Source organism: Streptomyces capillispiralis, assembly GCF_007829875.1.
GTDB lineage: Bacteria > Actinomycetota > Actinomycetes > Streptomycetales > Streptomycetaceae > Streptomyces > Streptomyces capillispiralis.
Genome location: NZ_VIWV01000001.1, coordinates 5,234,869 through 5,249,568, shown reverse-complemented (window position 1 = coordinate 5,249,568; position 14,700 = coordinate 5,234,869). Strand labels below are relative to the sequence as shown.

The window sequence follows — 14,700 nt, the reverse complement described above, 5'->3', positions numbered from 1 at the left end:
CTGCGTTAACGGAAGGACGCGAAGGCCTGAATTACCGAAGACTAATTGACGTCGATTATTACATGCCGTCCTGACGGTCCAGGACCGAGGCCAGCGCCTGCTCGAACCCGGAGGCACGCGCGGCGCCCGCCGTGGGGTCCTGCTGGCGCACGTCGATGACGTGGCCGGTGAGCTCGGACAAGAGCACGTCGAGCGAGGTGCGGGCCACCGCCTCGGAGGACAGCAGGCTGCCCGCGGGCTCCTGCCCGAACGCCTTGGTGCGCATCGGCGTGGCGGTGCGCTCGGGGTTGATGCAGTTCACCCGCACGGCGTCACCGGCCCACTCGTCGGACAGGGCCTGGGTGAGGTTCACCATCGCGGCCTTGGTCGAGGAGTACAGGCTGTACTCGGCGCGCCCGCGGGTGTAGCTGCTGGAGGTGTAGAGCAGCAGCTGGCCCTTGGTCTCGGCCAGGTACTTGTAGGCCGACCGGGCGATCTGCACCGGGGCCAGGTAGTTGACCTTCAGCGCCTCCTCGATGGTGGCGTTGTCGGTCTCGGCCAGCTTGCCGATGCGCAGCACGCCGGCGGTGTTGACGACGTAGTCGATGCGGCCGGTCTCGGCGTACGCCTTGGACAGCGCGTCGTCGACCTCCTCCGGGTTCTCCACGTGGGTGCCGGTGGTGGAGCGGCCCAGCGCGTAGACGGTGGCGCCGTAGGACTCGGCGAGCTCGGCGATGTCCTTGCCGATGCCGTACGAACCGCCGAAAACGACCATGGTCCTGCCGGTGAGCAGCTCCCGGTAGACCTCCTCGCCCTTCTGCTCGGGCGCGGCGGTGGAGGCGAGCTGGAACAGCTTGTCGGCGATGAAGACGTCGACGGGCTGGGTGACCTTCATGTTGTACTCGTCGCCCGCCACGACGTGGATCGGCACGTCGGGGAGGTACTTGAGCACGACCGAGCAGTCGTCCGTGGCCTGGAAGTTGGGGTCGCCGGCGGCGACCTCGTAGGCGCGGCGGATGGTCGACAGCTTGAAGGCCTGCGGGGTCTGGCCGCGGCGCAGTCGGGAGCGGTCCGGGATCTCGGTGATGAACTCGCCGTCCTCGCCGTGCGTGCGCGTGACGATGATGGTGTCCGCGGAGGGGATGGCCACGTCGACGGCCTGGTAGCGCTCCAGCGCGGTCACGCAGTCGTCGATGACGCGCTGCGACAGCAGGGGGCGTACGGCGTCGTGGAAGAGGACGTTGCGGTCCTCGCCCTCGGCCAGGCCCTCGCCGAGCGCGGCGATGGCGCGCTCGGTGGTCTCGTTCCGCGTCGAGCCGCCCTCGATGACCTTGGCGACCTTCGTGAGGCCGGCCTTGGCGACGATCTTCTCCACGTCGGGCACGTATCCCGGCGCCATCAGCACGATGATGTCGTCGATCGAGTCGGCGTTCTCGAAGGTGGTCAGGGTGTGCTCGATGACTGCCTTGCCGGCGATCTTCAGCAGCTGCTTGGGGATCGACAGACCCACCCGCTGACCGGTACCGCCGGCCAGGATCACTGCGGTGGTACGGGGCTTGGCTATGTGCTGGGACACAGGTGACCTACCTTGGGGCGACAGGGAACTTCGAAATGGTCCCACTTGTGGTTACCGCAGTGCAAGGTGAGCGACCTCCGCCGCATATGTGCGCGCAACCTGCCATTCACCTGCGACCCCTGGTGCTCCGTGAGGGTTCCCGGGACGCCTTGTGAATTGCTGTGAGTAACTCCACAGGAGTTATGTCATTGCTGTGCGTGACGTGAGGGACGGCGGCGGCCCGTTCAGCGCAGGCGCAGCCGTTTCAGACAGCGGTGACCGAGGACCTTCACGAGTTCCTTCGACGATGTCCGGTGAACGGTACGCCCTTTGCCGGCGCCGGCCGTCGCCGCCACCGCGGCGAGCGCCCCGAACAGCGCCCGCGCGGCCGCTTCGGGAGCGAGCCGCGGCTGCTCACCGGACTCCGGAGGCGCCTCCGGTACGGCGGACAGCGTCCGGAGGTCGCCGAGGACGCGCACGCCCGTGCCGCCGATCCGCGCCGCCGCCTCGGCGCCGATCCCGGCGGCGGCCTCGAGGGCCCATCGCGGGGTACGGATCTTCACGTCCCGGGATGCGGGGCTGCACGAGTTCTTCATATGGGCGATCGCGCCGTGGCGCACCAGCCTGGAATACAGCTCCTCGGGAAGCCCATTGCCGCGGAATTCCTTATTAAGATTCCGCAGCATTTCGGTCTCGGCGAGGGTGAGGGAACGGTTCACGGTCTCCGGGTCCGGTTCCAGCACTCCCCCGGGCAGTCCGAGCAGCGCCTCGAAGGTGCGCATCAGCCCGTCCCGGTCGCGGTCGTCCACCACGACGACGGTGACCCGGTCCGGCCCGGTCGCCGCGACCCACCGCTCGACCAGCCGGTCGTGCCGGTGCCGGCGCCAGAAGCTGGGGGTGGGCCGGTCGTACGGGGCCCGGCGGAGCATGTGCTCCAGCCACGGCTCGTAGCCGAGGCGCAGCCCGTTCTGCACGTACTGCTGCCACTGCGAGGGCATGATCCGCACGAGGGGGCGCAGGGTGACCAGGACGTGCACCCTCCCCCACTCTCGGCTTCGCTCGAGCGGGGGGACCCCCACCCCGCCGAGCTGCTCGACGATCCGGGCGATGGCCGACGCGTCCTCGGTGTCCGCGAAGAACTCGCTGCTGACCACGGAGGTGCGTGCGCCGGTGGCCCGCACCCGGTCCAGCAGCCGCTGCCAGTGGCGCTCGGTGGGGACGGGGTCGCCCATCATCGCGGGCCGGGCGCAGGCGGCGAGGACGGCCTCGATCGGGTGGCGGCTGTGCGCCGGGAAGTCGACGCCGTGCCGGGCCATCTCCTCCTTCGCGGCGAAGAGGGCGCCCTGGACGGCGGTGGTGCCGGTCTTGTGCGGGCCGATGTGCAGCAGGCGGGTGCCGGCGGGCAGCGGCGGCACCGCCGTCGTGGTGTCCGCCGCCGGGGGCGCGTCGTGGGTGCGGTCCGTGTCCATGCCGAGGCACGGTAGGCGGGCTCGCTGAGGATGCCGTGAGAGGAGCCTGGGACCCGGGTGAGTGCCCGGCCCCTCCCGTCGGGCGGCGGGCTCAGACCAGGTGGACGCCGGGCCGGCCGGCCTGGACCCGCAGCCGGGCCAGGGTGCTCGGCGTGGCCCGCGGCCGCAGCACCGTGTCCACCACCCGCACGCGCGCGTCGATGCCGTCACGGCGGATGTCGAACAGGTGGTAGCCGCGGTGGGCGTCGAGCAGCTTCCAGTGCGGGTTGTCCGCGCGCCGGGGGTCCCACTGCGCGCGGAAGGCGGCCTGGTCCTGGTCTCCGTTGCTGGAGATGGAGGTGCCGACGAACTCGGCGCCCACGACGGCCGACTTCGGGTCGGCGAAGTCCGCCTTGAGGTCGCTGATCATCGTCAGATGACGGTCACCGGTGAGCACGACCGGGTTGCTGACCCGCCGGAACTCCTGGAGCAGGGCGTTGCGTTCGGCCTGGTAGCCGTCCCAGGCGTCGTAGAACCAGAGCTTGCCCTCGCCGACCTGGAGGTCGGTCTCGGCCATCATGATCTGGGAGGCGATCAGGTTCCAGCGGGCGGGCGAGTGGCGCAGCCCGTCGACCAGCCAGCGCCGCTGCGCGGGCCCGAGCATGGTCAGCGACGGGTCCTGGGCGCCCTTCTGGCTGGTGGCCTGGTCGCTGCGGTACTGGCGGGTGTCCAGCACGTTGAGCCGGGCCAGCCGCCCGAACTCCAGCCGGCGGTACATGCGGATGTGCGGGCCGTTCGGGACGGCGGTGGCGCGGACCGGCATGTGCTCGTAGTACGCCTGGTAGGCGGCCGTCAGCCGGGCCACGAAGGCGTCGTGCGCCTGCTTGTCGGGGTCCTGCGGGATGTCGCCGGCGAAGTCGTTGTCGACCTCGTGGTCGTCGAAGGTGACGACGAACGGGGCGTTGGCGTGCATCTCGGCGAGGTCCGGGTCGGAGCGGTACTGGGCGTACCGGTTGCGGTACTGGGTGAGGCTGTTGGGCTCGCCCGTGCCCTCGTGCCGCCGCACCGCGGTCGCCGACGGCCCCGACTCGTAGATGTAGTCGCCGACGAACACCACGACGTCCGGGTCCTGGTCCAGCATGTCGGCGTACGGGGTGAAGTAGCCGTGCTGCCAGTTCTGGCAGGAGGCGAGGGCGACCCGCAGCTGTCCGCCGGAGCTGTCCGCGGCGGGGGCGGTACGGGTGCGGCCGACCCGGGAGAGCTGCCCGCCGGCCCGGAAGCGGAACCAGTACGTGGTGTCCGGGCGCAGCCCGCGCACATCCACGTGGACGCTGTGCCCGTAGGCGGGGCGGGCCTGGGCGGTGCCCCGGCGGACGACCTTCCGGAAGCGGCTGTCCCGGGCGATCTGCCACTCCACGGGGACGGTGCGGTCGGGCATGCCGCCGCCGTTCAGCGGGTCCGGGGCGAGCCGCGTCCACAGCACGATCCCGTCGGGCAGCGGGTCGCCGGAGGCGACGCCGAGGCCGAACACGCCGTCGGGCAGCGGTCTTTCCACCGCCCCGGCGCCGGCCGGCAGCCACAGCTGGGCGGAGGCCGCGGCGCCGAGCACGGCGGCGCCGGTGGTCAGAACGCGGCGGCGGTCGGGCGACTTTGCTCCGGACATCGGCGAACTCCCCTGTCTCAAGCGCCTCTTGGACACTGGGAAGCTCGCCGTCCGGGCGGTACGCCCGGAGAATTCCGGGACTCGCGTGCATGACGAACAGGGAGACAACGGGAAACCCGCCGCGGCCCGGGAACATCCCGTGACCGCGACGGGTCCGTCGGGTGAGCGGCGGGCGACGGGACGTCAGCCGGCGGCGAAGGCGGTGCCCAGTGCGGCGCCGGTCGCCACCGTGCCGAGGGTGCCCGCGCCGAAGGCGGTGGTGCCGTTGGGGGTCACCACGGTCGTCACCGAGGAGCGGAAGTACCACACCGATCCGGCGCCGGCGTTCTCCCCGGGCGCGCCGACGGCGAGGTCGGCGAGCCCGTCGCCGTTCGCGTCACCGAGGTGGACGGCCCGGCCGAAGGTGTCGTCGCGCTCGGCGCTGCCCGGCACGTTCGGGGTGTTCTGGGTGACCGCTCGGGCACCGGCGCCGGTGAGCCCGTCGGCGGTGCCGCGCAGCACGACGACCGAGCCCGCGCCCGTCACGTCGCCGAGGTCCTCGCCGGGCAGCCCGGTGACGACGTCGGGGTGGCCGTCGCCGTCGACGTCGCCGATCCGCACGTCGGTGCCGAAGGCGTCGTCGTCCTCGGCGCTGCCGGGCACTCCGGGGGTGTCCTGGTTGACGAAGACCGCCCGGGTCCCGTCCGGGCCCTGCGGGGACCCGGGGATCCAGGTGACCCGGCCGCCCTTGACGTGCGGGTTGTCGAGGTCGCTGTCGTAGCCGTCCACGGCACGCCCGACCACGATGTCGTCGGCCCCGTCGGCGTTCACGTCCCCGACGTCGAGGTTCTCCCCGCCCTGCAGCCGGCTCCCGTCGGCGTCGTCCACCACGGTGTACGGGGTCAGCCCGTCCCGGGTGCCCGTCCAGTACACGACCCGCCGGGCGTCGTACTCGTCGCCGTCGTTCTCGGTGGCGACGACGTCCGTCACGCCGTCGCCGTTGACGTCACCGGCGGCGAGGTCGAGGACCCGGCTGTCGAACTCGTCCACGACCACCTGCTCGCCGCCCGCGCCGGCGCCGTTCCGCCCGAAGGGCCCCCTGAGGACCCGCAGGTCGTGCAGGTTCTCCACGGTCACCAGGTCGGGGGCGCCGTCACCGTCCACGTCGCCGACGGTCAGGTGGCCGGCGGCGCCGAGGGCGTCGTGGGCGCCGCGCCCGGACGCGAGCGCGGCACCGCCGGACAGGCCCCCGGGACCGCCCCACACCACGGCGACCAGTCCGGCGTCCGCTCCCCCGTCCGCGGTGTCCTCGCGGGCCGCCCCGACGACGAGATCGTCGTAACCGTCCCGGTCGAGGTCGGCGGTGGCGAGCGCGCTGCCGAACTCGTCGTCGGTCTCGGCGCTGCCGGGCACACCGGCGGTGTTCTGGCTGACCACCTGCCGGGTGGCCGTGCGCAGTCCGCTCGCCGACCCGTACAGGACGGCGACGTAGCCCGCGCCCCGCCGGCCGTCCACCGTCGCGGCGGGGGCGGCCACGGCGAGGTCGGCGTAGCCGTCGCCGTTGAAGTCGTCGTGCGGACCGGCGGTGGTGGCGGTGGCCGGTCCCTGCGCGGGGACGGCGTACGCGCCGGGGACCGCGAGCGCGCCGGCGACGAGTGCGACGCCGGCCGCGAGCGCGGTCCGCGCCGGGCGGGAGAGGTACCAGTGGCGTGGGGAGGGCGGGGCCATGGGGGGTTCCTGTCGTAGACCGGTCTGTTGCCGTGGTCTACGACTCGCCGGAACTCCCCTTGGTTGCCCCGCCGTTCACCCCGGGTTCACCCCCGGGGCGTCACTCCGACCCGAACGGCTCGAAGTCGTCGTACTCCCGCTCGGCGTCGTCCCGCTCGGCCTGCCGGTCGCGGCGCCGCTGCGCCGCCGGGCGGGGTTCCTCGAAGCGGTGGTCCTCGCCGCGCCGGCCGAGCATCTCCGCGCCGGAGGTGAGGGACGGCTCCCAGTCGAAGACGACCGCGTTCTCCTCGGGCCCGATGGCGACGCCGTCGCCGGAGCGGGCACCGGCCTTCACCAACTGCTCCTCGACACCGAGGCGGTTGAGGCGGTCGGCGAGGTAGCCGACGGCCTCGTCGTTGTTGAAGTCGGTCTGGCGGACCCAGCGTTCGGGCTTCTCGCCCCGCACGCGGAACAGCCCGTCGTCCTCGCGGGTGACGGTGAACCCGGCGTCGTCCACGGCCTTGGGCCGGATGACGATCCGCGTCGCCTCCTCCTTCGGCCTGGCGGCCCGCGCCTGCGCCACCAGCTCGGCGAGCGCGAACGACAGCTCCCGCAACCCCATGTGCGCGACGGCCGACGCCTCGAAGACGCGGTAGCCGCGCCGCTCCAGGTCGGGCCGGACCATCTCGGCGAGGTCCTTGCCGTCCGGGACGTCGATCTTGTTGAGGACGACGATGCGGGGGCGGTCGCCGAGACCGCCGTACTGCCGCAGCTCCTCCTCGATGATGTCGAGGTCGGAGACGGGGTCCCGGTCGGACTCCAGCGTGGCGGTGTCCAGCACGTGCACGAGCACGCTGCACCGCTCCACGTGCCGCAGGAACTCCAGGCCGAGCCCCTTGCCCTGGCTGGCGCCGGGGATGAGACCGGGCACGTCGGCGATGGTGTAGACGGTCGAACCGGCGGTGACCACGCCCAGGTTCGGGACGAGGGTGGTGAAGGGGTAGTCGGCGATCTTCGGCTTGGCGGCGCTGAGCACGGAGATCAGCGAGGACTTGCCGGCGCTGGGGTACCCCACCAGCGCCACGTCGGCGACGGTCTTCAGCTCCAGGACGACGTCCTGGAGGTCGCCCGGCTCACCGAGCAGCGCGAACCCGGGCGCCTTGCGCCGCGCGGAGGCGAGCGCGGCGTTGCCGAGCCCGCCGCGTCCGCCCTGGGCGGCGACGTACGAGGTGCCGTGGCCCACCAGGTCGGCGAGCACGTTGCCCGCCTTGTCCAGCACGACGGTGCCGTCCGGCACGGGCAGGACGAGGTCCTGGCCGTCCTTGCCGCTGCGGTTGCCGCCCTCGCCGGGCTTGCCGTTGGTGGCCTTGCGGTGCGGGGAGTGGTGGTAGTCGAGCAGGGTGGTGACGGACTGGTCGACGGTGAGGATCACGTCACCGCCGCGTCCGCCGTTCCCGCCGTCGGGTCCGCCGAGCGGCTTGAACTTCTCACGGTGGACGGAGGCACAGCCGTGGCCTCCGTTACCCGCGGCGACGTGCAGCTCGACGCGGTCCACGAAGGTGGTCATGGGGGTGCCTCCAGCACTGCGAAAACGTACGGATCAGTTGTTGGTGTAACACGCGAAAGGCGGACCCGCCTTCCCACCGGGGAAGTGAGGTCCGCCTCGCGAAAGCTTCCGATCAGGCGACCGGAACGATGTTCACGACCTTGCGGCCACGGTTGGTGCCGAACTGCACCGAACCGGCCTGCAGCGCGAACAGCGTGTCGTCGCCGCCGCGGCCGACACCGGCGCCCGGGTGGAAGTGGGTGCCGCGCTGGCGGACCAGGATCTCGCCCGCGTTGACGACCTGACCGCCGAAGCGCTTCACGCCGAGGCGCTGAGCGTTGGAGTCACGACCGTTCCGGGTGGACGATGCGCCCTTCTTGTGTGCCATCTCTCCTCAGTCCCTTACTTCGCAGCCGCGGGGATCTCAGTGACCTTGATCGCCGTGTACTGCTGGCGGTGGCCCTGACGACGGCGGTAGCCGGTCTTGTTCTTGTAGCGCAGAATGTCGATCTTCTGGCCCTTGTGGTGGTCCACGACCTCGGCCTGGACCTTGATGCCGGCCAGGACCCACGGGTCGCTGGTCACGGCGTCGCCGTCGACCACGAGCAGGGTCGAGAGCTCGACCGTGTCGCCGACCTTGGCGGTGGAAATCTTGTCAACCTCAACGATGTCGCCGACAGCAACCTTGTGCTGGCGACCACCGCTGCGCACGATGGCGTACACGCGGATCTCACTCTCACTCGAAGAACGGCACCCCCGCAGGCCAGCCGCCCGGCCGTGAACACGGACGACCTCTCCCGGACACCGCGGCACCCGGAAGGAAGAGGTTTACGGGGATGTGGCGGCCCCGATGGACACGCCGACGGTCAAGGTTACGGGGCCGTGGCCGAAGGGGTCAAACCGGCCCCCCCGGGAGGAGGGCCGGCCCGGCCCGGACGGTTCAGCGCCCGAGGCTCTCCCGGTAGGCCACGCACGCCTCGTAGGAGGGGAGGAGGCCCTGGTCGCGGGCCTCGGCCAGGGTGGGGGCCTGCTCGTCCTTGGCGGACAGGAGCGGGGTGAGGCCGTCGGGCCACTCGATGCCGAGCGCCGGGTCGAGGGGGTGGATGCCGTGCTCGCGCTCGGGGGCGTAGCCCTCGGAGCAGAGGTAGACCACCGTGGCGTCGTCGCTGAGCGCCATGAAGCCGTGGCCGAGGCCCTCGGAGAGGTAGACCGCGTGGTGGTCCCGGTCGTCCAGGCGGACCGCCTCCCACTGGCCGAAGGTGGGCGAGCCGGTCCGGATGTCCACGATCACGTCGAGGACCGCGCCGCGCACGCACTTGACGTACTTGGCCTGGCCGGGCGGCACGTCGGCGAAGTGGATGCCGCGCAGGGTGCCCCGGCTGGAGACGGACATGTTGGCCTGGGCGAGCGTGAGCGGGTGGCCCGCCGCCCCGGTGAAGACCGGGGCCTTGAACCACTCGTGGAAACTGCCCCGGCCGTCGGGGAAGATCTTCGGCTCGTGCACCCAGGCGCCGGAGAGGGAAAGGGGTCGCATCGAAGGGGTCCTCAGCTCTTCTTCTGCTTGTTCGTCAGTGCGCGCTTGAGCCGCCCGGCGGCCCGGCGCCACAGCGGCCGGGGCCGGGCGGGCTTCTGGGGGCCCGGCTTCGCCGACGCGGCCCCGGCCGGCGGGGTGTGCCGGTCGATCACCCGGGCGGTGCCGTCGGCGGCGACCACCACGTCCACCGGGAGCCGGGTCCATTTTGCCTCGCCCCGGCCGGCGGACGGCACGCCGATGCGCACGGCCCAGCGCTTCCCGGCGAGCTTCCCCACCGGCAGCACGGCGCTCACCGTACGGCCGTCGAGCACGGCGTCGGCCGGGTACTTGCCCACGTTCTTGCGCTCGAAGCGCAGCCGCACCGGGTCACCGGCGTCCTCCGCGCCGTGCAGCGGCAGCGGGAGCCGCACGGTGGCGCCCTCGACCACCCCCTCGGCCGGGTCCATGCGGGCCGCCGCCTCGCGCTCCAGCTTGTTCGTGTGCTGGTCGACGTCGAGGGAGAGGTTGCCCGGCCCGTCGGTCCAGTAGGGCAGGACCAGCCGCCTCGGCTCACCGGTGAGCGCGGCCAGCCGTCCGGCGTCCACGTCCTCGCCGCGCACCGCGCCGAGCCGGGTCTCCTTGCTCCAGCCGCAGGACTTGATGCGCAGGTGCAGGTCCCAGATGCCCTTCTCCAGGGGCCCGCCCGCGGCCGCGGTCTCCGGGTCGAGGACCGCGCGCGCGGTGATCCGCAGGTGGAAGGCGCCGTCCCCCGCGTCGAGGCGGTGCAGCTCGCACTCGACGGGGAGGTAGAACTGCCTGGCGTCCTCCCGGTGGCGGACCACCAGGTCCACGTCGCTCCTGCCGACCGGGGCGTCCAGGGTGATGCCCTGGCCGGCCAGCGCCTCGAGCGCCTTGTCGGACAGCGGCAGGCCGAGCAGGTCGCGCCCGCCCTCCCGGCGGAAGGTCATCGGCTCGCCGTCGACCTGGTACTCGGAGGTGAGACCGACGTTCAGGACGCCGTCCTCCCAGGTCAGGGAGTCCAGGGTGCCGGTGGGCCGGATCCCGGCCTCCCATCGGGCGAGGGCGCGGACGTCCTCGTACAGGTCGGCGGCGACCAGACCGGCCACCACCCGCTGGGTGGGGCCGACCTTCGCGAACACGCCCGGCCCGAACCGCTCGGTGATCACCCCGCGGATCTCGCGGTACAGCTCCTCGGCGTAGTCCTCGGGGAGCCCCAGCAGCCGGTTGCCGCGCAGCCGCTCGACCATCTCGTTGCGCAACCAGCGGCTGAACAGCTTGTCGCGCAGCGGGCCGGGCTCGGTGAGCTCCTCGACGACGTCGAGCGCCTCACGGAGGTTGCCGAAGTAGCCGACCGGGTCGAAGCGCTGGAAACCGGCGTTGGAGCCGTCGTCGCGGGTGATGTGGTAGTAGCACAGGTAGTCGCCGAGGACGGCGACGCTCTTCGCCCGCAGGTACGCCTCGACGACGAAGACGTGGTCCTCCAGCCGGCGGCGGCCCTCCTTGAAGCGCATGCCGTGCCGCTGGAGGAACTCCCGCCGGAACATCTTGTGCGGGGTGAGGCTGTCGATCAGCGGCGCGTTCTCCACCGTGGCGCGCGGCCGGTTGACCCGGAACAGCTCCTGCGGGACCGGGCGGCCGATGCCGGCCATCTTGCCGACGACCACGTCGGCGTCGTTCGCCCGGCCGTAGTCGTACATCCGCTCCAGGGCCTCGTCGCCGAGCCAGTCGTCGTGGTCGACGAACATGACGTACTCGCCCCGGGCGGCGTCGATGCCGGTGTTGCGGGGCCTGCCGGACCAGCCGGAGGACTCCTGGTGGATGACGTGGAAGTGGGGGTGCTCGGCGGCCAGCCGGTCCAGCAGGGCCGGGGTCTCGTCGGTGGAGCCGTCGTCGACGAAGAAGACCTCGAACTCGTCGGGGCCGAGGCTCTGCCGCAGCAGGCCGTTGACGCAGTCCTCGACGTACTTGCCCGGGTTGTAGACCGCGATGACGACGCTGACCTTGACTGTCACGCCGGGTTCTCCTTCTCGTGGACCCGGTGGATCTCCGGGAATGCCTCGGTGAGGGCCGCGCGCCAGTCGCGCAGCGGCTCGATGCCGGCCGCGGCGAAGCGCTCGTGGCCGAGCACGCTGTAGGCGGGGCGGGGGGCGGGGCGGGCGAACGCCTCGCTGGTGGTGGGGCGGACGCGGTCCGGGTCCGTGCCGAGCAGGCGGAAGATCTCGCGGGTGAGGCCGTACCAGGTGGTCTCACCCGAGCTGGTGCCGTGGTAGACGCCCGCCGGGGCGGTGCCGGCCAGGGCGCCGCGCCCCAGCTCGACCAGCAGCCCGGCCAGGTCGGCGCTCCAGGTGGGCTGGCCGCGCTGGTCGTCGACGACGTCGAGGGTGTCCTTGAGACCTTCCAGCTTGATCATCGTACGGACGAAGTTGCCGCCGCCCGCTCCGTACAGCCAGGCGGTGCGGACGACGTACCCGCGGTCCGGGAGGGTGGTCAGGACGGCCTGCTCGCCGGCGAGTTTGGTACGGCCGTAGGCGCTGCGCGGCGCGGTGGGGGCGTCCTCGGCGTACGGCGTCGTGGCGTCGCCGGCGAAGACGTAGTCGGTGGAGACGTGCAGCAGGACGCTGCCGGTGCGGGCGCAGGCGGCGGCGAGGTGGGCCGGGCCGTCGCCGTTGACGGCGAGCGCCTCGGCCTCGCGGGTCTCGGCGTCGTCCACGGCGGTCCAGGCCGCGCAGTTGACGACCACGGCGGGCCGGTGGTGGTCCAGCGCCCGCAGCACGGCGCCGGCGTCGGTGAGGTCCAGCGCGGCCCGGTCCAGGGCGGTAACCCGCTCCCCCGCCGCGGCCAGCCGGGCCAGTACGTCCTGGCCGAGCATTCCGCCCGCCCCGGTGACCAGCCAGCCGGCCGGGGTGTTGGCCTGTTCCGTTGTCGGGTTCATCCCTCTTCTGTCCTCCGTGCCGGATGGCGCGGGTCCCCGGCCCTGGTCCGGGGCCCGCGGGAAATGCCTGAGGGGGCCCGGGACGGTCCCGGGCCCGCGGGAGACGGGCGGCGCGTCAGTTCAGCGCGGCGCGCTCCTTCAGCGGCTCCCACCAGGCGCGGTTGTCGCGGTACCACTGGACGGTCTCGGCGAGGCCCTCGCGGAAGTCCTTGCGCGGCTCGTAGCCCAGTTCCTCGCGGATCTTGGTGCAGTCCACCGAGTAGCGGCGGTCGTGGCCCTTGCGGTCCTCGACGTACTCGACGCTGGTCTCCCAGTCGGCGCCGCACGCCTCGAGGAGCAGCCCGGTCAGCTCCTTGTTGGAGAGTTCGGTGCCGCCGCCGATGTTGTAGACCTCGCCCGCGCGGCCCTTGGTGCGGACCAGCTCGATGCCCTGGACGTGGTCGTCGATGTGCAGCCAGTCGCGGACGTTGCCGCCGTCGCCGTACAGCGGGACCTTCCTGCCGTCGAGGAGGTTGGTGACGAAGAGGGGGATGACCTTCTCGGGGAAGTGGTGGTGCCCGTAGTTGTTGGAGCAGCGGGTGACGCGGACGTCCAGGCCGTGGGTGCGGTGGTAGGACAGCGCGATCAGGTCGCTGGACGCCTTCGCCGAGGAGTAGGGCGAGTTGGGCTCCAGCGGGTGGGTCTCGGGCCAGGAGCCCTCGTCGATCGAGCCGTAGACCTCGTCGGTGGAGATGTGCACGAAGGTCTTGATGCCGGCCCGGTGCGCCGCGTCGATGAGCGTGTGGGTGCCGACCACGTTCGTCCGGACGAACTCCGCGCCGCCGTCGATGGAGCGGTCGACGTGCGACTCGGCGGCGAAGTGCACCACCTGGTCGTGCTCGGCCATCAGCTTGCCGACCAGCTCCGGGTCGCAGATGTCGCCCCGCACGAAGGCGAACCCCGGGTGCTCGCGCACCTCGTCGAGGTTGGCCGGGTTGCCCGCGTAGGTCAGCTTGTCCAGGACGGTGATCGCGACATCACCGGGTCCCTGCGGGCCGAGCAGCGTACGGACGTAGTGCGAGCCGATGAAGCCGGCGCCGCCGGTGACCAGGATCCGGGTCGGGCGGGCGGGAGAGGCGGGGGCCGTCATGACGAGATCTGCACCTTGCTGTGATCACCGAGCACGAGCCGGTGGGCCTTGGGGTTGCGGGGAGCGGGCGTGACCACGACGTCGCGCCCGATGAGCGAGGCCTCCACCCGGCGCACGCCGGTCACGGACGAACCCCGCAGGACGATGGAGTACTCGATTTCGCTGTCCTCGATGCGGCACCCCTCGGACACCGAGGTGAAGGGGCCGATGTACGCGTTGCTGACCACCGTTCCGGCGCCGACGACCGCGGGCCCGACGATACGGCTGCCGCTGATGCGGGCGCCTTCCTCGATGCGCACCCGGCCGATGATCTCGCTGGCCTCGTCCACGGTGCCGGCGTCGTGGGGTTCCAGGGTCTCCAGCACGGACCTGTTGACCTCCAGCATGTCGGTGACGTTGCCGGTGTCCTTCCAGTATCCGGAGATCGTGGTGGAGCGGACGTCCCGCTCCTCGTCGATCAGCCACTGGATGGCGTGCGTGATCTCCAACTCCCCGCGCCAGGACGGCTCGATGGAGCGGACCGCCTCGTGGATGGCGGGGGTGAACAGGTAGACGCCGACGAGGGCCAGGTCGCTCTTCGGCTGCCTGGGCTTCTCCTCCAGGCCCACCACCCTGCCGTCGGGGCCGAGTTCGGCGACGCCGAAGGAGGTGGGGTCGGGGACCCGGGTCAGCAGGATCTGCGCGTCGGGCCGCTCGGTCCGGAACTCCTCCACCAGGCCGGTGATGCCACCGACGATGAAGTTGTCGCCGAGGTACATGACGAAGTCGTCGTCGCCGAGGAAGTCCTGGGCGATGAGCACCGCGTGCGCCAGCCCCAGCGGCGCTTCCTGCGGGATGTAGGTGACCTCGATCCCGAAGCGGGAGCCGTCCCCCACGGCCTCACGGATCTCGTCCGCGGTGTCGCCGACGATGATGCCGACCTCGCTGATGCCCGCGTCGGCGATCGCCTCCAGCCCGTAGAAGAGCACGGGCTTGTTGGCGACCGGCACGAGCTGTTTGGCGGAGGTGTGGGTGATCGGACGGAGGCGAGTCCCCGCTCCCCCGGAAAGGACGAGAGCCTTCACGTGTGACGCCCCAATACTTTACCTAATTAGGGATGACATATCCCTGTTTGTCTGTTTTTGAAGTTTGATCTTTGGCCACATCATAACCAGACGGAAGGGGCATTGATTCACCCCCCATTCACATTTTCGACGTCCTTGTGACGACTGGGGGACGAAAAAAGCGA

The 14,700-nt window shown here is 71.7% G+C and carries 12 protein-coding genes; all 12 read right to left on the bottom strand.

Features of this window, described 5'->3' with window-relative positions:
* Nucleotides 1–58: 58 nt before the first annotated feature.
* Entirely contained in the window at nt 59–1,555 is a 1,497-nt protein-coding gene (locus tag FHX78_RS22805; RefSeq protein WP_145869277.1) for a bifunctional cytidylyltransferase/SDR family oxidoreductase, read from the bottom strand.
* A gap of 224 nt (nt 1,556–1,779) precedes the next feature.
* Nucleotides 1,780–3,003, bottom strand: a complete 1,224-nt coding sequence (locus FHX78_RS22800; RefSeq protein ID WP_145869276.1) for a hypothetical protein — start codon at nt 3,001–3,003, stop codon at nt 1,780–1,782.
* Nucleotides 3,004–3,094: 91 nt separating this feature from the next.
* The gene (locus tag FHX78_RS22795) at nt 3,095–4,645 is read right to left on the bottom strand and encodes an alkaline phosphatase D family protein (RefSeq protein WP_145869275.1); all 1,551 of its coding nucleotides are present in this window, start codon (nt 4,643–4,645) and stop codon (nt 3,095–3,097) included.
* Between the two features lie 183 nt (nt 4,646–4,828).
* Nucleotides 4,829–6,352 carry an FG-GAP-like repeat-containing protein gene (locus FHX78_RS22790; protein WP_145869274.1) on the bottom strand — a complete coding sequence of 508 codons (1,524 nt, stop codon included), beginning with the start codon at nt 6,350–6,352 and terminating at the stop codon, nt 4,829–4,831.
* A 100-nt stretch (nt 6,353–6,452) separates the two neighbouring features.
* The gene (gene obgE, locus FHX78_RS22785; RefSeq protein ID WP_145869273.1) at nt 6,453–7,898 is read right to left on the bottom strand and encodes a GTPase ObgE; all 1,446 of its coding nucleotides are present in this window, start codon (nt 7,896–7,898) and stop codon (nt 6,453–6,455) included.
* Between the two features lie 112 nt (nt 7,899–8,010).
* On the bottom strand, nt 8,011–8,265 hold the full coding sequence (rpmA, locus tag FHX78_RS22780; protein ID WP_037935795.1) for a 50S ribosomal protein L27: 255 nt from the start codon (nt 8,263–8,265) through the stop codon (nt 8,011–8,013).
* Nucleotides 8,266–8,279: 14 nt separating this feature from the next.
* A complete protein-coding gene (gene rplU, locus FHX78_RS22775) occupies nt 8,280–8,600 on the bottom strand; it encodes a 50S ribosomal protein L21 (RefSeq protein WP_004931419.1) in 321 nt (106 codons plus the stop codon).
* A 217-nt stretch (nt 8,601–8,817) separates the two neighbouring features.
* Nucleotides 8,818–9,411, bottom strand: coding sequence for a dTDP-4-dehydrorhamnose 3,5-epimerase (gene rfbC, locus FHX78_RS22770; protein WP_145869272.1), 594 nt, complete (start codon nt 9,409–9,411; stop codon nt 8,818–8,820).
* An 11-nt stretch (nt 9,412–9,422) separates the two neighbouring features.
* Complete coding sequence (locus tag FHX78_RS22765; RefSeq protein WP_145869271.1) at nt 9,423–11,423, bottom strand: glycosyltransferase family 2 protein; 2,001 nt, start codon at nt 11,421–11,423, stop codon at nt 9,423–9,425.
* Nucleotides 11,420–12,343 (bottom strand): dTDP-4-dehydrorhamnose reductase, encoded by a 924-nt coding sequence (rfbD, locus tag FHX78_RS22760; protein WP_145869270.1) that lies wholly within the window; start codon nt 12,341–12,343, stop codon nt 11,420–11,422. Before rfbD ends, FHX78_RS22765 begins: the two co-directional genes overlap by 4 nt.
* A 115-nt stretch (nt 12,344–12,458) precedes the next feature.
* Entirely contained in the window at nt 12,459–13,472 is a 1,014-nt protein-coding gene (gene rfbB / locus FHX78_RS22755) for a dTDP-glucose 4,6-dehydratase (RefSeq protein WP_145869269.1), read from the bottom strand.
* Nucleotides 13,469–14,536, bottom strand: coding sequence for a glucose-1-phosphate thymidylyltransferase (locus FHX78_RS22750; protein ID WP_145869268.1), 1,068 nt, complete (start codon nt 14,534–14,536; stop codon nt 13,469–13,471). Before FHX78_RS22750 ends, rfbB begins: the two co-directional genes overlap by 4 nt.
* Between the last annotated feature and the right edge of the window lie 164 nt (nt 14,537–14,700).

Excerpts from the sequence above, each read along its gene's own strand:
- FHX78_RS22795 (WP_145869275.1), bottom strand. The coding sequence starts at position 4,645 with ATGTCCGGAGCAAAGTCGCCCGACCGCCGCCGCGTTCTGACCACCGGC.
- rfbB (WP_145869269.1), bottom strand. The coding sequence starts at position 13,472 with ATGACGGCCCCCGCCTCTCCCGCCCGCCCGACCCGGATCCTGGTCACC.
- rfbD (WP_145869270.1), bottom strand. The coding sequence starts at position 12,343 with ATGAACCCGACAACGGAACAGGCCAACACCCCGGCCGGCTGGCTGGTC.
- FHX78_RS22800 (WP_145869276.1), bottom strand. The coding sequence starts at position 3,003 with ATGGACACGGACCGCACCCACGACGCGCCCCCGGCGGCGGACACCACG.
- rfbC (WP_145869272.1), bottom strand. The coding sequence starts at position 9,411 with ATGCGACCCCTTTCCCTCTCCGGCGCCTGGGTGCACGAGCCGAAGATC.
- rpmA (WP_037935795.1), bottom strand. The coding sequence starts at position 8,265 with ATGGCACACAAGAAGGGCGCATCGTCCACCCGGAACGGTCGTGACTCC.
- FHX78_RS22790 (WP_145869274.1), bottom strand. The coding sequence starts at position 6,352 with ATGGCCCCGCCCTCCCCACGCCACTGGTACCTCTCCCGCCCGGCGCGG.
- obgE (WP_145869273.1), bottom strand. The coding sequence starts at position 7,898 with ATGACCACCTTCGTGGACCGCGTCGAGCTGCACGTCGCCGCGGGTAAC.